The sequence below is a fragment of the Clostridium sp. Marseille-Q7071 genome (assembly GCF_965112025.1).
Window position 1 is genome coordinate 4,361,047 of the sequence record NZ_CBCOPR010000001.1, and the last position, 21,468, is coordinate 4,382,514.

Consider the following 21,468-nt stretch of genomic DNA (forward strand, 5'->3'; position numbering starts at 1 on the left):
GATTTTCTGTAGAATTCGTAATAATAATTCTTGCACTTATAGTATAGAACTATTTACGGTAGCTCGGTAGAAACATCTAGCCCATATCGCTAGACTTATATAAGTGAACATTATTATGTTTTTTTCATAAAAAGTTCCCTACATTACGAAAGTTTAATATATTTTTTATAAAAAAGCAATAGATTTTATTCTTTTTCACATATTATTATATTAAGTTTTTTGATAAAAATTCTTATGAATATTTAATATTTTGATTAAATCATTTTTATCTATATAAATGTACTAGCTTAATATAATTCACAATGCACAATTCAAAATCCGCAATTAAGGTGGAAATTAGTTTTAATCAAACTAATTTCTTTAACTAGTTTCTTTATAAGAATTGACCGTATCACTTCAAAAATAAATCAATTATAAGTTTCTCAGCAATAGCTGAGAAATATCCACAATTGTGAATTAATGATAAACTCAATCTTATAAAAATGTAAGAAATAATTACACTTTTGTAAGGTTAGAGTCATTTAATAAGATATTGTGTATGCTATACTTATATCATCAATTAACAGGAGGTGTTAAAATGAAAAAATTAATTCCAATTCTTATGGTGATATTGATAGTTCCTATGGTATTGACTGGCTGTAGTGATAGATATAATCCTTTTGCAAGTAAAACTTATTACTATGTAGTAATTGAAGGAGAAGGAACTCCACAAAAAGATGATAAAGGTGAGGTTATGGAAAGTAGAGAATATAAATTACCTGCATATGACAAAGAAGGTAAAGAAAAAATTATTACTTTCACAGGTATAAATCAACTTCGTGAAGGCGCTTTCTTAAAACTTACTTTAAAAGGTGAATCAGTAAAAACATATGAAGAAGTTCAAAAAGAAGATGTTCCTAAAGAAGCTATAGAAAAAATGAAAATAAAATAGCTATTATCCTTAATATAATAAGCTTTAAATTTATATAATTTTTAGGTTAACTTCTTATAAAACTGGTGTAAATATAATTTTATATTAGTTTATTACATAAACAAATGTTATTTTAAAATAGTAACTTTATAAAAAATTTAGGAGGCATAAGATGAAAAAATTAATTCCAATTTTAATGGTTGTATTGATGATACCAGCAATCTTAACAGGATGTGATTCAAAGTATAATCCCTTTGTAAAGAAAGTAGATTATTATGTAATAGTTCAAGGAGAAGGAACTCCACAAAAAGATGACAAAGGTAAAGAAACTTCATCTAGAGGATATGAATTAACTGGATATGATAAAGATGGTAATGAAAAATCTGTTAAATTTTTAGGAATGAAACAACTTCGTGAAGGTGCTTTCTTAAAGGTAACTTTTAAGAAAGATGAAGCACTTTCATATGAAGAAGTACAAAAAGAAGACATTCCTAAAGCAACTGCTGAAAAATTAGACATTAAATAATTATATTAATAAAAAATAAGTGATAAAGATTAATCTTTATCACTTATTTTTTTATATTTAAACTAGAAGTTAATGCTTCAATTAAAAAATATAATAGGCTTCCAATATATGAGAATACTCAGTAAGATTTGTCAGTGTAATTTATTAAAATGTTATATAAGCTTCATTTACATAATATACGTAATGATCTTTAAAATGGATATATAGTGCCTTACATTAATAGTGCATAAAAAATAAATATATTTGTTTATCAAAAAACAAAAAATTTTATCTTATAAAAACACAAAATTAAATTTAAATCTATATACTGATTGTAGATACTATGATGAAGGAGATATTATTTGGATAAAGGATATGCTAAAACATGTTACAGAACTGCAAGTGAAGATTTTAGCATTAAAGTTTATTAAGAACTATAGATATATTGAAATTGCTGAAGATTTGAATATATGTAGACAAGCTATAAATAGAACTATAGGGGTACAATACAAAAACTTAATCTATACTTTGGAAAATAAATTTTCTATAAAAACAGCTTAAGTCCTTAGAAATTAAGGATTAATAATGAAGAATGAAAAATTTATGATGAAATTCACCCTTGGTGAATTTCTTAAAATAAAATTTATTCTCAAAAAACTTCAAAGGTCTTAACCGTGAAGTTTTAACCATAATTCTTCATCTTTCATTCTTAATTTTTCATTCAAAAAAAGATTTTTTATTATAGAAATTAAAATTATGTATAAGTTAAATTTTTATTGTGGAACCCTATAAAATATAGCTTTACTAACTTTAAAAAAATATTAATTAGATAAGGAGTAAAATATGGAAGGTAAATTAATAGAATTAGCTTCTTCTCATGGTATATGGGCACTTTTAAGTGTGGCACTTATCTTTTATATACTAAAAATGCAAGAAAAAAGAGATTTAAAACAAGAAGAAAGAGAGTCTAAATATCAAGAAATAATCTCTAGTCTTACAGACAAATTAAAATTAATTGAAGATGTAAAAAAAGATATAGAAGATATAAAATCTTATATTATTACTAAAAAGGAATAATATTAGAATATATTATTTTTAACTAGAACAGTCTAATAACATAAAGACTCTTCTAGACTTAATATCTTTTCATATATTATTTTTATTTAGTTTAAAATAATCTTTATAATAAATGTTTACACTTTTGCGAAAATTTCATTCTTATTAATTGTATTTAGTTAATCTACTAAAAAATAAAATATGTGAGGGGGAGTTTTATTAAAATGAAAATTTTCGTAAGATTTGGCCATGAAATTTTAACAAATGGTAGCAATACTTCAGCAGTCGGTTATTTAAACGAATATACAGTAATAAGAGAATATGCACCTAAAGTTGTTAAATATCTACAGGATATGGGGCATACAGTAAAGGTCTTTAATCCTGCTGAAAGAAAATATTCAAGTGCTAGTTCAGCACTTAGTGCAGGTGCTAGTGAAGCTAATAGCTGGGGCGCAGATTTATTTGTTAGCTGTCACGTTAACGCCTATACTACTGATGTTGCTACTGGAAGTGAAGTTTGGTATTATACTGGCTCATCAACAGCACAAAACTATGCAGCTAATGTAAGTAGAGAAATTGCTTCTAGATTATCACTTTCAAATCGTGGAGCTAAAGCTTCTACTGGTTTATATGAATTATCTGCAACTAGTATGATTGCAATAATTATTGAACCTTTCTTTGTATCAACTTCTAAAGATTGCAACGCATACAAAAATGCAGGATCAGATAAACTTGCAAGAGCTATTGTTAAGGGATTGACTGGAAAAGAACCTTCTGGAGGGTCGACTGGTGGTGGGACAACCACTTACTATAGAGTTGTAGTTGGTTCATATAATGAAAAAGCTAATGCTGATAGAAGAGTTCAAGAATTAAAATCTGCTAGTATAAGTGACGTATTTATAGATTATAATAATGGATATTATAGAGTTATTGCCGGTTCATATACTGCTAGAGCTAATGCTGAAAGCAGAGTTCAACAATTAAAAGCCAAAGGTTTCGATTGTTTTATAGCTATATATGAACTTTAGAAATTTAATGAAGTGGCTGTTGAAAAATCAACAGCCATTTTTTATATAAAAAATGATTTAAACTTAAATAATTTCTGATTTTTTTTTGTAAATTGTACTTATTCGTTAAAGCCCATGAAACCAATACGCAAGAAAGGATTTTATCAACTATATTACCTCCAACTCTTGGTATGAATGCTGATGAAAAAATTTTAGTTCCAGAGCTTTTAAGTATTGTAAAGAATATATCATTAACTGATCCTGTGACACCCCCATAAACATAGACAACTATTGGTGTTCCAACTAAAGGACATGCAATTGATAAAATTATTCCAGTTATAACTGCTGTTTTTATATTAAATTTAAATTTCTTAGCAATTAGTCCTACAATTAATCCAACCATAGCATTAACAATAAAAAATGGAATATCTTTTGGATTTCCTGAAAGTATTGGACTTAGTATATTGGAAACTGCCCCTACCATAAAACCATAAAATGGGCCAAATAATATTGCACTTAATATAGTTCCCATAGTATCTAAAAATACTAGTGGAATTTTTAAAAACTGTACTAAAGTTCCTAAAACAATATTTATAGCTACAGATAATGCACTTATAGCTAAAATAAATGACTTACTTTGTTTCAATTTTATCCCCCCAATTAAAATATAGATTTACTAATCTATACTAATACTAAATAAAACAAAAATGTAAATATACATAATTACAAATCAATTATATATACTCTGAAATATAAAGTACAATTGGAAATAATAATCAATAATATCTTATCTATTTCAAAAGAAAATACTATTTATACAATGGAAAACTTAACTTAATTCATAATGCACAATTCACAATTATGGATATTTCTCAGTATAAGCTGAGAAATTTATAATTGATTAACTGTAGGGGAGAACAGTGTTCTCCAGAAAACCCAAATCGATTTCTATCATCATATATTAAAAATATAGTTGATTTTCAATAAATAATATTTCAAAATATTATCCTAATACTAAAATTGATAAATATATTATTATGGCAAATCATATTTATACAATCAAGTGCAAAAATTTAATCATATTAAATATATAAAAATGACCAACAATGTTCGCCTCTGCAAAAATCTATTTAAAGAAATTATTTCGTAAAGAATTAATTGCCAATTTAATTGTGAATTGTTCATTGAGCAAATTCTCCATAGTGGAAAACTAGCAATGAAATTGCTAGTAAAAAAGTCATTTTAGTAATTAAATATATAAATCCATTAATATTTCATCATCAAAGTTACCATTTATATTGAAGTAATTTTTATGAAGCCCAACTTTTACAAATCCAAGTTTCTCATACATCTTAATTGCGTTAATATTGCTTGCCCTAACGCCAAGACTTATATTTTTTATCCTTCCACCTTCCTTTGCAAACCTTATTATTTCTTCCATTACAGCACTGCCAATTCCATTTCTCCAATAATCTTTTTTAACAGAAATAGAAACTTCACTATTATGAGCTATTCTTTTCCTGTTAGAACTAGTAATTTCTGCAAGGCTAACAATATTATCATTTATAATTCCTAACATCATAAGTGAATTGGAATCATTATTCATCCTTTTAATATGTTCTCTTTCCTGCTCAACAGTAAGATGAAATTCATCCTTACCAAATAATAGATTATCGCTTTCTCCACCAGCAATATTAATATATTCAATCATTCTTTTAGCATCCTCTATCACAGGTCTTCTTAATACTAATTGCTGACCATTTTTTAATTGTATTTCCTTTAAAATATAATTTGATAAATTTATACTCATAAATATCCCCCTTAAACAATTGATAATTGACTATTGACAATGGACAATTATCGTTACTTCTCTTTTATAAGAGAAGTTTTAAATTGATTTCTCTTTGAAGTTACACAATAACTTCGTATAAAAAACTAGTAATTGTATTGATAATAAAAAATCTGTTTAAAAAATTAACTTGATTAAAAGTAATTTCAATATTAATTGTCAATTGTCCTTTCTCAATTATTCATTGATTAAAATATAGGGACGGTTCATTACAAATTATAGAATCAAAGAATGAACCCTCCCTTACTTATACAATGTACAATTATTGATACCTCTTTTTTATAGGAGAAGTTTTGAATTGATTTATTTTTGAAGTTACATAGTAAATTCTTATAAAAAAACTAGCAATTGTATTGCTAGTAAAAAAATCATTAAAGAAATTAATTCTTAAAGAATTAATTTCCTCCTTAATTGTGCATTATATGGTAAAACTATATTCTTACTAATATATGGTTTATATCTTCACTAACCTTAATTCTTTCATCATAAACCCATTCTTCATCAAAGTTTAATTTAAAAGCCTTAGAAAATGAATAATATAAATTTATTTTTTGATAATAATCTTCTAGCTGATACAAATCTTTAAATTTATATGTAGGCTTTGTAATTTTTTTACTCTTAGAAATGAATATTTCATCCATATAATAAAGAAAACAATTCATAATATTTTTATTGCTCACATCAAAAGGTATTTTTAAAAGTTTCCATTGAATTACTTCATCTAATTTATAATTTTTAATGCTATCTAAAACAATTAAATATTCTCCTATATCCATCTTTCTATAATAAGGTATATCTTCTTCCATAGTACTCCATAGTGCTAATTTCTCTCTTAAAGGCAAAGTTTTAATTTTTAAAATTTCTTCACTTGGTCTTAAAACTGCTGATTCTATAAGCTCATCTTTTATCTCTAAATTATCACTAATAAACTTTTGCGTATTACCATAAGAAGCCACGAATCCTTCATTATAAATTCCCTTTCTTCCAGCTCTTCCTGCAATTTGTTTTACTTCTTGAGAGTTTAAATATCTTACTTCATTTCCATCAAACTTTTTAATTTCCATAAACACTATTCTTCTTATAGGTAAGTTTACTCCCATACCAATAGCATCGGTAGATACTAGCATACTGCTTTCACCTTTTATAAATTGTTCATACTGTTTCCTTCTAACTTCTGGCGGTAAATCTCCATATATCATGCTTGACTTTATTCCTAAGGTTGAATAAAAGCTTCCTAATTCTAAAACTCTTTTTTTAGAAAATACCACTAGAGCATCTCCCGGTTTGACATCTTTATAAGAAAATTGTTTATACTCCATGATAAGAGGTATATTTCTTTTATACTCCTTTATTTCATACTCTTCTCCACAGTCCTCTAATATATCTATTAATAACTCTTTTGAATTTATGGCACCACAAATATGTATTTCCTTACAGTTTAATGCTAATAATGCTCTAGTCCATGAAGCTCCCCTCTGATCATCATTTATCATTTGAATTTCATCTATTATAGCTATTTCGTATTCTTCATTTATATTTAATTTCTCTATAGTACAAGAAATATGTTCCGCTCCTTCAATTATAATTTCTTCTTCACCGGTTATTAAATTACATTTAATCCCCTCTTTGTTGAGCCTTTCATAATTTTCTAAAGCAAGTATTCTCAGTGGAGAAAGATAAATACCCTTTGAAGACTTTTTAAGCCGTTGTATTGAGTTGTAGGTTTTTCCTGTATTTGTTTCACCAAGATGAAGATAAAACTTTCTTTTAAGCTTCCTTACTTCCTTATATTCATCCTTAGGGTTTAAAGGGAAAACCTCCTCAAATTCCTTAGCCACTATTTTAGGAATATGCTCTGTAATAAGAAGTCCCATAATCCCTGATTTAAGGTATGAACTTTCTTTCTCTTTTACTATATCTTTAAAATTAAAATCTGTATTATTTTTATAATTATAATCCTGTAAAAGCTTTTGCGAAGCATAATTTAATAATTCTAGATATTTATTATAAATTGTTTTATATTCTTTAACATCTAATTCCTTATATTCCTTTAACATTCTAAGTTTTTTTCTTATAGCTGCTTCATGTTCCCACAGATTATGAGATTTACTATGCTTTACTATATTCTCAATATGATTAAACTCACTTTTTATCTTCTTAAAATTTCTTTCTGCTGCTTTATTTTTCATAAGTTCTAACTACACCGCCCTTTTATTGGATTCTATTGTAGTTTGCTCTTATTAAGATAAATCCATGTACAAATATGTTCCTTTAGAATTTAGTCTATATGTTTATATAGCGATGTTTTTAAATTATTTTAGTTCACAATTTTTTCGATTCATAATGCAAAATTCACAATTGTGGATATTTCTCTGCAGAAACTGAGAAATTTAGAATTGATTTATTTTTTGAGTGACATAATCATCTAAAATAAAAATACTAGTAAAAAAATTATTAAAAAAATTAGTTTAATCAATGCTAATCTCAACCATAATTCTTCATTCTTCATGCTTAATTCTTAATTCCTATAGTCTCTCCATAGTATTAGTTAAATTCACTAATTCTTGTTCCTAACTATACTGCACCTCAGGGGAACCCTAAAGGGCTTCACTACTGTTCCCCAGAGGTGAACTAAATTCACAATTGTGGATATTTCTCAGCAGAAGCTGAGAAATTTAGAATTGATTTATTTTTGAAGTTACACTAGATGTGAAAAAAGAACCGGCGAACACTGTTCGCCCCTACAATGTTGTTAGCAATTATATTGCTAGTTTAAAATCTATTAAAGAAATTAATTCGTAAAGAATTAATTTCCACCTTAATTCTTCATTCTTCATACTTAATTCTTAATTGCTGTAGATATAGGGACGGTTCATTACTAATTGTATAAGAGCCTTTAAAATTGTCCAGATAAAGTCTAACTAATTTTATCAGTAAGTAATGCTACGAAATTTGCTTATTTATAGTATATTCATTAAAATAATTTATATAATATGGAAATTAATAAATAGTTTGTATTAATAAGACTACGTAAATGTGAACTATTAGAAAGCAAAGAGTATAAAAGGGATGAGAAGGGAAGGTGCATAAATTGCTAATTGATAAAAATTCATTTAATAATATTGAGAGTTTTATTGAGCATTTGAAGAAAAATGAAAATATTATAGGTATAGTAGAATATGGGGGAAGAACTTATACAGACATGTCAGTAGGTGGAGATTATGATTTAACTGTAATTTTTGACAAATCCGTGTCTACTAATTTTACAGGGGTTCATTTCCATATTAATGGCATTCCAACTGACTGCATGATTTTATCTAAAGAAGATTTTATGTTAGATAACCCATTAAATGAGTTTTTGCTTGTTCATCTTAATTGCAATATTTTATACGATAAAGACAATATTACATCGGAATTATTGAAGAAAATTCAAACTACATGGGCATCAAAAAATAAATTATCTGATTCACAAATATCTCTATATAGATTTACCTTTAAGCATATACTTGATAAATTAGAACATAGACTTCATGATAATGAGCTTTATACAAAATATTTTATTTATTCATCTGTTGATTGGTTTCTATCCTGTTATGCTAATATTAAAGGTTGGGAAATTGGAAAACCAAAATTGTATTTAAAACTTATTCAGAATCAAGAGCCTATACTATTTGAGATTATTTCAAGGTTGTATTCAGAAAGTTCCTTAGAAACACAATTTATATTACTTAAGGAATGTGCAGAGTATATGCTGAAAGATATTGGAGGGCTATGGAGAGAAAATGAAGTTTTATTTCATTTATCGCCAGAAGGTAAAAATGATGAAGATGAACAAAATAGACTTCTAAACATCTTGTTCAATTAATAGAGTTAATTTTATAGAATAATTTTAAATTATTGTTTATTAAACTAAAAAAATAATTTAAATAAGGTTGCCTATCTGAAATATGGGGACGGTTCATTACAAATTAAAATTATAAAATGAAAATTATTAAAAAGAATGAATCGTCCCTTACTTGTAAATTAAGGATTAATAGCTAAGAATGAAGAATTTATGGATATTTCTCAGCAGAAGCTGAGAAATTTAGAATTGATTAGCTGTAGTGGAGAACAGTGTTCTCCATAAAATCCTTAGATATGAAAAAAGAACTGGCGAACAATGTTGCTAGCAATTGTATTGATAGTAAAAAAATGAGTTAAAGAAATTAATTCTTCATTTTTCATACTTAATTCTTAATTCCTACAGTCTCTCCATAGTATTAGTTAAATTTATTAGTGTTGTTCCAAACTATGCTGCACCTCAGGGGCACTACTGTTCCCCAGAGGTGAAAAAAACTAGCAATTGTATTGCTAGTTAAAACTTTCCTCTTGATTTATTTTATTATATCTTGGAACTCTCCATTTATAACACTTAAAAGTTTGTCTGGAGATATTTCTATTTGCATTCCTATTTTTCCACCGCTTACAACAATCTTTTCTATATCTTTAGCAGTAGAGTCTATAAATGTTTTGTAACTTTTTTTCATTCCTATTGGTGAACATCCTCCTCTTATGTAACCAGTTAATTTCAATATATCATTAACAGCTATCATTTCAACTTTTTTCTCTCCAGCTGATTTGGATGCTTTTTTTAAGTCTAATTCTTCTTTAACAGGTATTACAAAAACATAGATTTCTTTACTATTTCCTTGAGTTACTAATGTTTTATATACAAGAGATACATCTTTACTTATTTTTGTTGCTACAGAAATACCATCTATCTTACCATCAGTATTGTCATAGGTTATAATTCCGTACTCTATATTTTTTTGATCTAAAATTCTCATTGCATTTGTTTTCGCTTGTGCCATAATTTAACCTCTTTTCGTAAATATATATTACTGCATAAATTTATATCTATAAATGCTAGCTTATCTTATGTAACCATAATAAACATATTTTTATTATAATATATAATTTTATAAAAATATAACTTCTTTCAAAGATACTTAATTTTCCATAATAAAAAAGAGCAATGTTTTGCTCTTTTTATAACTTACTATAATTAAAATTTATTTGGGAATTGTTTAATTATACCACTTGAAATAATATCAGCAAATTTAATTATATGCTCTTCACCTTTATCAAAGGCATCTATATCTCCTGTCCAATTACCATTTAACCTATTAGTAACCTGAGCTATTATAAAATCTAAATGTTTATATAGCATATCTTTTAATTCTTTATTTGACCATTCTGGATTTAGATCACTTAAAAATTTAGCAATATCCTCTGCACTCTTATGCCAAAGCTGATTATATTTATTTAAATCCTCTTTATTTCCATTTTTAGCAGCATCAACAACTTGACCTGCAAGTCTAATATGCCCCTTTAAAAGTTCTGTAAGCTTTTTACTATTTTCTGCACCATAATATGGTTTAATTAAATTTCCAATATCCTCTTGGTTCTTAAGAAGTCTATTTAAAACATCACTCTTATCTTCAAGATTAGATAAGTCACTTTTTATAAAATCTCTAGTCCAGAAAACATGTTCAATCCAAAACCTTCTCCCTTGTTCTCTTAAGTTCTCAGCCTTTTTGCTACAACTATCCTTATAGGCAAAAGCACTTTCTACAGCATAAGCTTCATAAGGTACTGTTATTATACTAAAAGATAATAAAGCGAACAGTAAAATTGATAATATTTTTTTCATTTTTCTACTCTCCTTTTAGGCATTTGAAAAAGAATAACTAATTAAATATGTTAGTTATTCAGTTTTTTTTCAAGTTGCTTTAATTTTTAATGCAATAATATTTTGCTCAAAAGTAAAAAAATTATTAAAAAGCAATTTAATTTTTACAATATATAAAGATATATTAAGGCATCTTCAAAGAATAATAGACCAGTATGTTAGCCTATTTTTCATCATACTACGTTGTCACACCCCTCTTATAGCACCACTATGAGCAGGTTCTGGCGCCTTGTCTGATATGAGGCATATTCAAAAAAATAGATAGTCAGTATGCTTATCTATTTTTTTGAATATGCCTAGAATATACTAACATCTTTAATCTATTATTTTCTTTCAGATGCTTCAATTTTAAAGATTCTTAAATAGTTTTTTAATTATCATATATTAAATCAAAATTAACTTCTTCATCCAATAGCCCGTACTTAATTATCTCTTCTATGCTTACTCCATTATAACTTTCCTTCATGTTTGAAAACTTCTTTTTCAACTTATCAAAAAGCTTTATCATATATCTTCTTCTATATGGAAAATATTTTTCTATTTCTTTAAAATAACTTTTACTATATAAATTCTTATTTGCTGCTATAGCAAAATAGATTAATTGTAAGCAATTCTTCTTTATTAACTGTTTTAACTCTTTTATATTTTTACATTGAAAACATTCTACATCCTCTATTAAGTTAATAGTAAAATTTATTAATCCATTAGTTATGTTGTCTAAATCCCACTTTTCAGCTAACTGGGATATTATAGTCATATGATTATTTTCTAAATCTTCTGTTGCATCTTGCAAGTCATCACATATTTGAAGAAGTATTCCATATCCATAACAGAATCTTGCTTCTTCATAATTTAGTTTTCCCTTAACTAAATAACCATCTGCTAAAACAGAACTTCCACCCTTTTCTATTGATATACCTAAAATATCGGTTTCGTAGGGTGATGTTCTCTTTCCTTGCTGAATCATACTCTTTACTTGACCATTATAAATATATATTAAGCTTTGAAAGACCTCAGTATAAGTTTCTCTATCAAAAGTGTTTTCAATTTTTGATACTAGCTCAAATACCTTCTTTTCATATTCATTATTCGACTCAATTAAATGTCCTTTTAATCTTTTTTCTAGTCTTTTATTAGTATTCGCTTTTTCTTCCTTTGATATTTCTGGATTATCTAAATAGTTATCTGTATAAGGATATAACATGCTGTATCCAAATATTGAGTCAGTAAATGATACTTTCATACCAAATAACATTTGAAGTATATTCATTATCCATACATTTCTCATAGCTTGACCTATATCTTCTGCGGAAATATTACTGTCAAAAGTTTTTGCTACATTTATAAACTCCTCTGTACTTTTTAATAATTCTCTGCTCAATAAAATTTCTTTATCTTTACTATTAATTAAGGGAGATTTATTTATAAACTCATCTACTATATCATTAAATCTATCTCTCCATTGCTTCCTCTTTGCCTCTTCATTAGGAAAACTTTCTATTATCTTTATAATTTCATTAATAAACTTATCTGTCTGTTTTTCCATTTTTATTTTTTCAAAATAACTGACCTTTCCATCTAACTTTGGAAAATCTTTATTTGTGTTCCACCAAATATTTTTATATAAATTATTTAACCCCAATGTGTCTTTTGTCATTAAATTCGTATTCTCCCTCATAAATTATTACCCCTAAAAACAATTTAAGCAATGGATAATTGAGAATGGACAATTGACAATTTATGTTGAAATTAATTTCTTAAATTGATTTTTTACTAGCGATTATATCGCTAATTTTTTATAACAAGTTACTACGTAACTTCAAAAAAAGATCAATTCAGAACTTCTCCTATAAAGGAGAAGTATCCATAATTCTCCATTGTCCATTGTCAATCCTCAATTGTATAAGTATTACTATATTTATATCTAATCTTTACTCTATTATTACATATATTGCATAAAATTGAAAAATAAAAAGTTAAAAATGTAATTACAATATATAATATAAAATTAAAGTAGAAATTTTATTGCTACTTTTTTATAAAAAGTTATTTCATAACTTCAAAAAATAAAATTAAAACTTCTCCTACAAAGGAGAAGTTTCCTAAATTGTCCATTATCAATTTTCAATTCTTAATTACATAGAGCATTTTACTTTTATTCTAATTGAAATATCTGAACTAATTTAAACCATTGCTTCATAACTCCAAAGCAAATAAATCTAAGACTTCTCTCTAAAAGAGAAGTGTTCTAAATTGTCCATTGTCAATCCTCAATTCTCAATTGTATATCATGCTCCCTTTTCATTATGACTTTTGCTATTTTCTACTTCTTTTTGCTTTTCCTCTAAATAATCGCATATTTCTCTAAAATCAATAATCCATTTTATTTTAGCTAGTTCTCTTAAATCTAGTATTATTCCTGTATCCTTTTGTTTTATATATTCCATATCATAAATTTCTGTTTCTATAAAACCTTTTTTGTAATCATATATACAAGGAACAAAATAACTCCAATTATTTTCAAAATATTTCGTCTTTGCAAAGCATAATCTATATATATGAAATATCATCCCTAAGGCTGAAGTTTTTTTAGCAAATTTATGACTGAAGTACTCCTGTACAGGATATTTTTCCTGTATTCTCTCCCAATATAGTCTTCCATTTGGATGAAGATCATATTTATCTAATATTCTGCACTTTTCCTCCCCTAATTCCTCTCTCATAATCTTCTCTCTAATTTCTGGTCTTAAGCTTTTCAAAGTATCATTATCCAAAGAAATCTCCTCCTTAATACCATAAAACTATAAATCTGTTAAATATATATATAGATTTTATCTTACTACTATTAATAATATATAAAACTTACTTTACCTTAATTCTAATAATAATTCTCTTTGATTTCCAATACTAATTATTTATGAACAAGATATCATCTATAAGTTTTTTAAATAAATAAAAATATAACTTTATGATTTAAGCTATCTAAAATACAATAATTTTAAAAATCTTTTAATTAGCAAAAAATAATCTCTACAATAAGGTTGTCCTTATTGTAGAGATTATTTTTATGACTCTAAAATTTTGATTTAATACATTTTACTTTTATTCTATATTAAGAATTACCTCTTAAATATTCCAAAAGGTTTACCAACTGGTAAAAATTCTCTTCCAAAGTGTTTGTTTAAAACTGCAGCACCTGAACCATAAAATGAAAGTATAGAAATTATAAATTCAGAATATGCAGCAATCTCATGACCAAGCTCTGGCATAATTCCAAGGGAATTCATACTTAACCCTAAGAATAAAAAATCAATAAATAAAAAAATACTAAATAATACCTTATGAGTTTCCATAGCTCCAATAGTCATGAATATAGTAAAAATTAAATACCCTACAAATGCAAAACCTAATTGCTTAGGATCTACCGATGTAGCAAGTTTTTCTCCAAATACTCCATTTTGAATTAACCATGTGAATGCCATTCCAAACCAAAAAAACGCATATCCTCCAAAAGCTGTCGCTCCAAAAGTGTTATTGTGCTTAAAGTCATTGATACAAGCAAATAATTGGGCAAAAGCGCCTAAAAATATTGCCCAAGGTAATAACAATGATATTCCTTGAGTAATCCCAAGCTTCTGCGAAGAAGCTACAAGTGTAATTATTGCTAATCCAAAAAGCCCTAGTCCAGATGGGTCAGCAGTAACTATTTTTACTTCTTTTGATTCATTCATAAATTTTCTCCTTAGATTTCATTTAAACTTTATTAAATATTTTAACTAGGAAATTTTATCAAAGAAAATTTATCATGTCAATTCAAAGAATAAAAATATTAAGTTTATATAGATTTTCAAATTACACTTCTACATATTATTTGCTAATAATTTTAACTTACATTTTTGTGATTTATTATTATATTTAATCTTTTCTTTAGATGTAATTCTTATATCATTTAACAAACAACAAATTCACTTTCTTTTATATTATTATCTTCACATATTTTAATATCTGTTCCTATAGAGGAAAATGTCTCTATAATATTTTCATATCCACGTTCTATATGCTCTATACCAGTTATATAAGTAGTCCCTTCTGCTGCTAACCCTGCTAAAATAAGAGATATTCCTGCTCTAACATCACTAGCATGAACATGTGCTCCTCTTAATTTACGATTACCTGGAATTACAAAGCCTTCCTCTTTAATTATAATATCTGCTCCCATTTTGTTTAATTCAAAACAATGATTAATTCTATTTGGATAAACAATATCTTTTATCATACTATGACTATTTGCTTCTACAAGCATTGCTGTTAATGGTTGTTGAAGATCTGTAGCAAAGCCTGGATACATAGAAGCTTTTACATTTATACCTCTTAAATTACCTTCTTTAATTGCTCTTATATAATTTTCTCCTGTTTCAATATGTAATCCTGTTTCTTCAAGCTTGGCTACACAAGATAATAAATGTTCAGGTATAACATTTTCTACTGTAATATTTCCTCCAGCAATTCCTGCACTCATTAAAAAAGTTCCTGCAATTAATCTATCTGGAATAACGCTATGATTACATTTTTTAAGCTCATTTACTCCATCTATAACAATTGTACTAGTACCTGCTCCTTTAATATTAGCTCCCATTTTATTTAAAAGAATAGCTAAATCTACGACTTCAGGATCTCTTGCAGCATTTTGTAATATGGTTTTTCCTTTTGCTCTAGCTGCCGCAAGCATAAGATTAATAGTAGCACCACTAGAAATTATATCAAAAAATATTTCTGCGCCCTTTAGCTCTTCCGCTTCTACTACATAATAATCATTATAAAATTTAAACTCTGCTCCTAAAGCTTTTAATCCTTTAATATGCTGGTCAATAGGTCTACTTCCAAAATTATCTCCTCCAGGATATCCTAAAGTAACTTTTTTAAATTTTGAAAGTAATGCTCCAATAAAATAATAAGATGCTCTATAAGCTGAAGCTTTTTTAGGATCAATTTCAGCTCCTAATATATTTGTTGGGTCAAGTAATAAATAATCTTCTTTATTAATTATATTAAATCCAATATCTCTGCTTATATCTTCTATCAAAGTTACATCAGAAATATGAGGTACATTTTTAAGTATAATTGGTTCATCACTCAAACAGCACGCTGCCATCAATGCAAGCGAACTATTTTTAGCTCCTGGTATACTCACACATCCATTTAAATGTTTCTTCCTTTTAAGCTCTATCCATCGCATATAAAAAAACCATCCTTAATTGTATTCTAATTTCTATTATATTATACCATCTAGCCTCAGCTTTGTTAATATTTGTTAACAATTATAAATTTTTATTAATATTTTTTATTATTTATTCATTTTTATTATCTTTATTATTTTTTTTATTTTTATGTAACATATGTTTTTGTAAAAGAAAACTACTTTAATATAAATTCTTATAAAGCATCTCCATTATACAATTGAGAATTTAAAATTAACAATTATTGATACTTCTCTTTTATAAGATAAGTATCAATTGATTTCTTTTTTGAAGTTACGTAGTAACCTCTCATAAAAAACTAGCAATTGTATTGCTAGTAAAAAAATTAGTTTAAGAAATTAATTCCTAAAGAATTAATTTCAACCTTAATTGTGAATTTTGAATTGTGCATTGTGAATTAGTTAAGATAGTGTCTATATATAATCATAGGTTATGTTATGTATTTAAGTAGGAAGGTATTCATATATGCGTAAGGTTATGTAGTATTAACTTTTAAAATTAAAAAACCTATAGGAATTGCTTCCTATAGGTGATTTATTACTGTTTAATTATCTTTGGAATCCTCTGTTGTTTTGTTGCTTTCTAGCTCTTCTACAATCAGGGCATCTTTGTGGTTCATTTTCGAATCCTTTTTCTTTGTAGAACTCTTGCTCTCCCTCAGTGAAAACGAATTCTTTTGAACAATCTTTACATACTAAATTTTTATCTGCCATTTTAAACATTTCTCCTTTTTATTTATATTAAGATTTAAAAAACGATCTACTCTATACACCTAAAAAGGGAATGTTTTAATCATATTAAATCTTTATGTTTCAGTTATTTAACTGATAACTTCTTTAGTATATCATGCTTTTTTATACAAGTCAATACTTCTTTAAAAGAATTTAATAAGTATTTTTACAGTGTTCCTGCTTTTACCATGGCTTTGCAAATTCTCTTCTGTAATCATCACACCATGCTATTAATCTTGGTCTTAATTTGGCTAACCAATCTGGATCTTTCACAAAATCACTATCTTTCATAGACCTCATTAAGATTGCAAAGGATAATAAATTGTCATACCTTCTAAACTTTGGTATTAATTCTATATACTCACCTTCTATTTTTTCAACGGAACAATATCCTTTTAAAAAAGATTTTAAAATTATTTTTGACTTGCCATCTTCAAGCTCATCTAACTCTAATGCCCGCACAATATCCATCATATACCAATGATATATACTATCATCAAAATCTATGATATTAAAAGAACTTGAGCTATCATTCCAAAAAACATTATCTAACTGAAAGTCATAGTGAATTAACCCAAAATTTTCATTAGATATTGGCATGGAATTCAGCCATTCATAGACTCTTTGCAACTCATTTACTGCAGATTTCTCCTCTGGAAAATCCTCTAATATACTTTTCACATATTCTAGTTGGTCTTTCCAACTATTACGAATATAGTTTTTAGGTTTATATTTTTTAGATAAATTGTGAAGTTCAGCTAAAGATTTCCCCCATATTTCAAGTTGTTCTGTAGACATTTCAGTAATATCTAAATTTTTACCTTTTACAGCTTCAAATACCACCGCATAGCATGTTCCTATCTCTGTTTCTACTGTTTCAATATACCTTCCATTTATAGATTTAACAGAACAAGCAACCGAATAGCTATTCTTATTTAAATAGAGTACAAAATCTAATTCAGAAGTTATTCTTTCTATAGAACTTTCATCTTCATGAGAAAATCTTAAAAAATACATCTTATTATTATATTTAAATCTATAAACAAAATTAGTACTAGCACGCCAGAATATAACTGTATTCTCATCATGGTGCCAATTATTTAAAATTTCTTCTGCAGTTCTATCTGTATCAAGAACCATTTTTTTTAATTGCATCATAGTTATATCTCCCCTACATTATATTCTTTTTTTCATTTTTCTATTCATATTTATTTGAAATTGTCTTTGACTCTTACTTAATCTTTGTAGTTCACCTAATTGCTTTTTGTAACTTTCAAATCTCTCATTGGTAATGATTCCATCTTTAATAGCTCTTATAACTGCACATCCTTGTTCTTTTTCATGAGTACAATCTTTAAATCTACAATTTATAGCTATACTAGTTATATCTTGAAAGCTATCCTCTAGTGCATCTTCACTTCCCCATAATTGAAGCTCTCTTAATCCAGGAGTATCAATTATCATGCATCCTGAATTATGAAAAAATAGTTCCTTACTTGTGGTGGTATGTCTACCTTTTCCATTTGAGTTACTAACGGAGCTTATTTTTTGTTTTTCTTCTCCCAGCAAGTAATTAATTATAGTTGATTTTCCTACACCAGAAGATCCAAAAAACACTACTGTTTTACCTGATAATAAATACTCTTCAAAAATATCCATTCCTAAATTTTTTATAACACTTATCGGATGAATTGGTATATCCTTTGCAATCTCTTGTACTCTGTTTTGATAATCAGTAATATCATCACAAATATCCACTTTGCTTAAAAGGATAACAGGGGTAACACCACTGGCATAGGCTAAAGTAATATATCTTTCAATTCGATTAATATTAAAATTTCCATCTAATCCACTTACAATGAAAGCGGTATCTATATTGGATGCAATAATTTGCTCCTCAATTGATCCTCCAACAATAATTCCATTTTTTATCTTTCTTCCACCAGATATAGGTAGTTTTCGTGCAAAATAATTTTTTCTTGGTAACACTCCATATATTATCGCCTCACTGTTATTTTCAATTAATTTAATTACTACCCAGTCGCCTACTGCTGGAAAATCTTTCTTTAAAGCTGCTTTATATCTAAACTTACCAGCAAGTTTTGCACTTATTATTTCTTTTTCAAAGTGCACAAAATAATTATTTTTCTGCTCTGATAACACTCTGGCAGGAAAAAATCCCTTAGTTAAATAGTCTTTAAAATGTTCTTCAAAGTAATCATTCCAACCTAAAAGTTCTAAATTCATATACTCACCTTCTCTATGAAAATAATAAAATATATGAAGGCTTAATTTTTTAAACAAAGCAGTATTAAGGTTTCTTAGAACAACTTAATATTTAACTTCTTTAAAATACATAGAAAAAAATTACTATATTTTATATAAAATAAAAGTTATTTTTCTTTCTACATAATCAAATAGAATAGATTTTTACTTACAAATAAGTATAAAAATTCCACAAAGAGATAACCCCTTTGTGGAATACCTAGAATTTTTAGCATAAAAAAAACAGGCTAACCTGTATCCTGCTAATTGCCTCTAATTAATTAGGCTGAAAGGTTATACTTAGACTTTCACAAAAGACACCACAAATAAAGGGAAATAATTCCCCATTTAAATTGCCTTTTGTTTCATATGCAGTTAATTCATAATCACCTCAACTACTACTGTCATAATAACACTCCTTTCACCTATTATATTTTAAGCTTTCAAATTTATTATATTATAATTTTTCTGAAATTTCAATAATTTCTCTATATTTCCTTTAATCCTTCATAGAATTTCTATCAATTTAGAAGTGCCATAAATATTGAGGACTAAATAAAAACAGGACCTGCTAATAGGTTTTCTATTAGCAGGTTCTGTAAACAAATATTACGAAAAATAGTTTATAATACTGACTATCTATTTTGGCAGATGATTTATAGTACTTTTACTATTCCATCATATCCTCTTCTAGCTCTTCTAGGATATAATGTTTTATCTTGTTTTAAATATCCTAGTGCTATTGTCATTACTATTGTTTTATCTTCACTTAATTCAAATTCTTTCTTTATACCTTCAAAATCAATTCCACTCATAGGATGAGAGTCTACCCCAAAATTTTTAGCTGCATACATTATAGACATTGATAATAATCCGCCGTTACTTTCAGCAAATTTAATTTTATTTTCTTCTGAAGTTCCATATAAATTATAAGCGGCTTGTTGTGTATTCTTAACTGCTTCCTTTGATCTTACTGCAATTATACTCCAAGGTTGAAGATTAAAAGCAGAAGGTGCAAGTACTGACAAGTCTATTATCTCCTTTAAAAGTTCCTCACTAATGTCTTTGTTAGTGTCAAAGAAATTTATTGCTCGTCTTTCTTCATATACTTTTTTTAAATCCATAAAAAATCCCTCCTATTTATCAAAAACTCCATTATTATAATCATCTATTGCTTTAATTATTTCATCACTGGTATTCATTATAAAAGGTCCATATCTTGCAACTGGTTCTCTAAGTGGATTTCCACTTATATATAAAAATCCACCTTCCCCTGTAACTTCTATATTCCCACCACCAGTTATAAAGCACATATTGCCAGATTTCACAGCTACATTTTCTCCTTGTGCTTCTACGTTTATCTCTCCACTATGAGCATATAAGAGAACTGTTTCCATTCCTTCCTTTTCAAATCTTCCACCATTAATTCTAACATCTATATAATCTACTGGTACTGTGGGATTTGTAACTCCATTTTTATCTTTATAGGTTCCTGATATAAGTTTTACTAGAACTCCTTCTTCCTTTATAACAGGAATTTCTTCATTACTTATATGCCTATATTTAGGTTCAATCATTTTCTTTTCCTTTGGGATGTTAAGCCAAAGTTGATATCCCCATAATTTTCCGTCTTCCATTACTGGCATTTCCTCATGAAGTATTCCTCTTCCAGCAGTCATCCACTGGACATCTCCTGAATTTAACACGCCTTCGTTTCCTTTTGAATCTCTATGCTTAAAACTGCCCTCTATCATATAAGTTATAGTTTCAATTCCTCTATGAGGATGCATAGGAAAACCTGCCATATAGTCACTTTTGTTATCACTTTTAAACTCATCAAGAAGATAAAAAGGATTTGCATTATCTAAATTTCTACTTCCTATAACTCTATTAAGTTTTACTCCAGCTCCATCTTTAACAGCTTCACCATTTATAATCTTTATCATAGGATTACCTCCTCTTCCATATTGTATATATTTTCTTTATTAATTATTCTTTATTGACTTTCTTACAAAATTAATTGAAATTATTTAACTTACTTTATATAAGTATCGTACTAAAAGTAAGTATATATTGTCAAGTAAGTTTTTAATTTTTTTATATTTACTTTTATTTTTATAGAAATTAAATTATAATTGTAGTAGTAATTCTTTCAT

At 27.0% G+C, this 21,468-nt stretch carries 20 protein-coding genes and 1 riboswitch; of the genes, 6 read left to right on the forward strand and 14 right to left on the reverse strand.

The genetic code is table 11. The features are described from left to right. Nucleotides 1–19 precede the first annotated feature (19 nt). Nucleotides 20–123: riboswitch (purine riboswitch) on the reverse strand. Between the two features lie 454 nt (nt 124–577). From ACWPW7_RS20710 to ACWPW7_RS20730, 5 genes are all read left to right on the forward strand, one after another. After that, nucleotides 578–931, forward strand: a complete 354-nt coding sequence (locus ACWPW7_RS20710) for a YxeA family protein (RefSeq protein ID WP_454055076.1) — start codon at nt 578–580, stop codon at nt 929–931. 151 nt (nt 932–1,082) lie between these two features. Next, nucleotides 1,083–1,436, forward strand: a complete 354-nt coding sequence (locus tag ACWPW7_RS20715) for a YxeA family protein (protein ID WP_454055077.1) — start codon at nt 1,083–1,085, stop codon at nt 1,434–1,436. Between the two features lie 354 nt (nt 1,437–1,790). Continuing rightward, nucleotides 1,791–1,976 (forward strand): hypothetical protein, encoded by a 186-nt coding sequence (locus ACWPW7_RS20720; protein ID WP_454055078.1) that lies wholly within the window; start codon nt 1,791–1,793, stop codon nt 1,974–1,976. Between the two features lie 282 nt (nt 1,977–2,258). Next, entirely contained in the window at nt 2,259–2,492 is a 234-nt protein-coding gene (locus tag ACWPW7_RS20725; RefSeq protein WP_039630791.1) for a BhlA/UviB family holin-like peptide, read from the forward strand. Nucleotides 2,493–2,695: 203 nt separating this feature from the next. Then, on the forward strand, nt 2,696–3,499 hold the full coding sequence (locus ACWPW7_RS20730) for an N-acetylmuramoyl-L-alanine amidase (RefSeq protein WP_454055079.1): 804 nt from the start codon (nt 2,696–2,698) through the stop codon (nt 3,497–3,499). Between the two features lie 4 nt (nt 3,500–3,503). On the opposite strand, the gene ACWPW7_RS20735 is transcribed toward ACWPW7_RS20730, so the two are convergent. The 3 genes from ACWPW7_RS20735 to ACWPW7_RS20745 all read right to left on the reverse strand — a co-directional run bounded on the left by ACWPW7_RS20735 (nt 3,504) and on the right by ACWPW7_RS20745 (nt 7,516). Beyond that, nucleotides 3,504–4,124: a CD3073 family putative ECF transporter S component gene (locus ACWPW7_RS20735; RefSeq protein ID WP_454055080.1), complete on the reverse strand. Its 621-nt coding sequence runs from the start codon at nt 4,122–4,124 to the stop codon at nt 3,504–3,506. A gap of 603 nt (nt 4,125–4,727) precedes the next feature. Beyond that, nucleotides 4,728–5,288 carry a GNAT family N-acetyltransferase gene (locus ACWPW7_RS20740; RefSeq protein ID WP_454055081.1) on the reverse strand — a complete coding sequence of 187 codons (561 nt, stop codon included), beginning with the start codon at nt 5,286–5,288 and terminating at the stop codon, nt 4,728–4,730. A 470-nt stretch (nt 5,289–5,758) separates the two neighbouring features. Further along, nucleotides 5,759–7,516, reverse strand: coding sequence for a helicase-related protein (locus ACWPW7_RS20745; protein WP_454055082.1), 1,758 nt, complete (start codon nt 7,514–7,516; stop codon nt 5,759–5,761). A 902-nt stretch (nt 7,517–8,418) separates the two neighbouring features. Here ACWPW7_RS20745 and ACWPW7_RS20750 point away from each other — a divergent pair. Then, nucleotides 8,419–9,192 carry a hypothetical protein gene (locus tag ACWPW7_RS20750; RefSeq protein WP_454055083.1) on the forward strand — a complete coding sequence of 258 codons (774 nt, stop codon included), beginning with the start codon at nt 8,419–8,421 and terminating at the stop codon, nt 9,190–9,192. Nucleotides 9,193–9,700: 508 nt separating this feature from the next. On the opposite strand, the gene ybaK is transcribed toward ACWPW7_RS20750, so the two are convergent. The 11 genes from ybaK to ACWPW7_RS20805 form a co-directional block, all read right to left on the reverse strand. Then, a complete protein-coding gene (ybaK, locus tag ACWPW7_RS20755; protein ID WP_454055084.1) occupies nt 9,701–10,177 on the reverse strand; it encodes a Cys-tRNA(Pro) deacylase in 477 nt (158 codons plus the stop codon). A 194-nt stretch (nt 10,178–10,371) separates the two neighbouring features. Beyond that, the gene (locus tag ACWPW7_RS20760) at nt 10,372–11,019 is read right to left on the reverse strand and encodes a glycosyltransferase (RefSeq protein ID WP_454055085.1); all 648 of its coding nucleotides are present in this window, start codon (nt 11,017–11,019) and stop codon (nt 10,372–10,374) included. Nucleotides 11,020–11,428: 409 nt separating this feature from the next. Further along, a complete protein-coding gene (locus ACWPW7_RS20765) occupies nt 11,429–12,736 on the reverse strand; it encodes a class 1 isoprenoid biosynthesis enzyme (protein WP_454055086.1) in 1,308 nt (435 codons plus the stop codon). 610 nt (nt 12,737–13,346) lie between these two features. Beyond that, the gene (locus tag ACWPW7_RS20770) at nt 13,347–13,832 is read right to left on the reverse strand and encodes a hypothetical protein (RefSeq protein WP_454055087.1); all 486 of its coding nucleotides are present in this window, start codon (nt 13,830–13,832) and stop codon (nt 13,347–13,349) included. A 345-nt stretch (nt 13,833–14,177) separates the two neighbouring features. Continuing rightward, nucleotides 14,178–14,789 (reverse strand): acetate uptake transporter, encoded by a 612-nt coding sequence (locus ACWPW7_RS20775; protein ID WP_454055088.1) that lies wholly within the window; start codon nt 14,787–14,789, stop codon nt 14,178–14,180. Between the two features lie 218 nt (nt 14,790–15,007). Further along, complete coding sequence (gene murA, locus ACWPW7_RS20780; protein ID WP_454055089.1) at nt 15,008–16,294, reverse strand: UDP-N-acetylglucosamine 1-carboxyvinyltransferase; 1,287 nt, start codon at nt 16,292–16,294, stop codon at nt 15,008–15,010. Nucleotides 16,295–16,864: 570 nt separating this feature from the next. Further along, nucleotides 16,865–17,029, reverse strand: a complete 165-nt coding sequence (locus tag ACWPW7_RS20785) for a zinc-ribbon domain-containing protein (protein ID WP_291565609.1) — start codon at nt 17,027–17,029, stop codon at nt 16,865–16,867. 201 nt (nt 17,030–17,230) lie between these two features. After that, nucleotides 17,231–18,205 (reverse strand): phosphotransferase enzyme family protein, encoded by a 975-nt coding sequence (locus tag ACWPW7_RS20790; RefSeq protein WP_454055090.1) that lies wholly within the window; start codon nt 18,203–18,205, stop codon nt 17,231–17,233. An 18-nt stretch (nt 18,206–18,223) separates the two neighbouring features. Further along, a complete protein-coding gene (gene rsgA / locus ACWPW7_RS20795; RefSeq protein WP_454055091.1) occupies nt 18,224–19,294 on the reverse strand; it encodes a ribosome small subunit-dependent GTPase A in 1,071 nt (356 codons plus the stop codon). Nucleotides 19,295–19,968: 674 nt separating this feature from the next. After that, a complete protein-coding gene (locus ACWPW7_RS20800; RefSeq protein ID WP_454055092.1) occupies nt 19,969–20,436 on the reverse strand; it encodes a nitroreductase family protein in 468 nt (155 codons plus the stop codon). 12 nt (nt 20,437–20,448) lie between these two features. After that, nucleotides 20,449–21,258 carry a pirin family protein gene (locus tag ACWPW7_RS20805; protein WP_454055093.1) on the reverse strand — a complete coding sequence of 270 codons (810 nt, stop codon included), beginning with the start codon at nt 21,256–21,258 and terminating at the stop codon, nt 20,449–20,451. Nucleotides 21,259–21,468 lie beyond the last annotated feature (210 nt).

Coding starts and splice junctions, on each gene's coding strand:
- ACWPW7_RS20710 (WP_454055076.1), top strand. CDS start 578: ATGAAAAAATTAATTCCAATTCTTATGGTGATATTGATAGTTCCTATG.
- ACWPW7_RS20715 (WP_454055077.1), top strand. CDS start 1,083: ATGAAAAAATTAATTCCAATTTTAATGGTTGTATTGATGATACCAGCA.
- ACWPW7_RS20720 (WP_454055078.1), top strand. CDS start 1,791: ATGCTAAAACATGTTACAGAACTGCAAGTGAAGATTTTAGCATTAAAG.
- ACWPW7_RS20725 (WP_039630791.1), top strand. CDS start 2,259: ATGGAAGGTAAATTAATAGAATTAGCTTCTTCTCATGGTATATGGGCA.
- ACWPW7_RS20730 (WP_454055079.1), top strand. CDS start 2,696: ATGAAAATTTTCGTAAGATTTGGCCATGAAATTTTAACAAATGGTAGC.
- ACWPW7_RS20740 (WP_454055081.1), bottom strand. CDS start 5,288: ATGAGTATAAATTTATCAAATTATATTTTAAAGGAAATACAATTAAAA.
- ACWPW7_RS20745 (WP_454055082.1), bottom strand. CDS start 7,516: ATGAAAAATAAAGCAGCAGAAAGAAATTTTAAGAAGATAAAAAGTGAG.
- ybaK (WP_454055084.1), bottom strand. CDS start 10,177: ATGGCACAAGCGAAAACAAATGCAATGAGAATTTTAGATCAAAAAAAT.
- ACWPW7_RS20760 (WP_454055085.1), bottom strand. CDS start 11,019: ATGAAAAAAATATTATCAATTTTACTGTTCGCTTTATTATCTTTTAGT.
- ACWPW7_RS20765 (WP_454055086.1), bottom strand. CDS start 12,736: ATGAGGGAGAATACGAATTTAATGACAAAAGACACATTGGGGTTAAAT.
- ACWPW7_RS20775 (WP_454055088.1), bottom strand. CDS start 14,789: ATGAATGAATCAAAAGAAGTAAAAATAGTTACTGCTGACCCATCTGGA.
- murA (WP_454055089.1), bottom strand. CDS start 16,294: ATGCGATGGATAGAGCTTAAAAGGAAGAAACATTTAAATGGATGTGTG.
- ACWPW7_RS20785 (WP_291565609.1), bottom strand. CDS start 17,029: ATGGCAGATAAAAATTTAGTATGTAAAGATTGTTCAAAAGAATTCGTT.
- ACWPW7_RS20790 (WP_454055090.1), bottom strand. CDS start 18,205: ATGATGCAATTAAAAAAAATGGTTCTTGATACAGATAGAACTGCAGAA.
- rsgA (WP_454055091.1), bottom strand. CDS start 19,294: ATGAATTTAGAACTTTTAGGTTGGAATGATTACTTTGAAGAACATTTT.
- ACWPW7_RS20800 (WP_454055092.1), bottom strand. CDS start 20,436: ATGGATTTAAAAAAAGTATATGAAGAAAGACGAGCAATAAATTTCTTT.
- ACWPW7_RS20805 (WP_454055093.1), bottom strand. CDS start 21,258: ATGATAAAGATTATAAATGGTGAAGCTGTTAAAGATGGAGCTGGAGTA.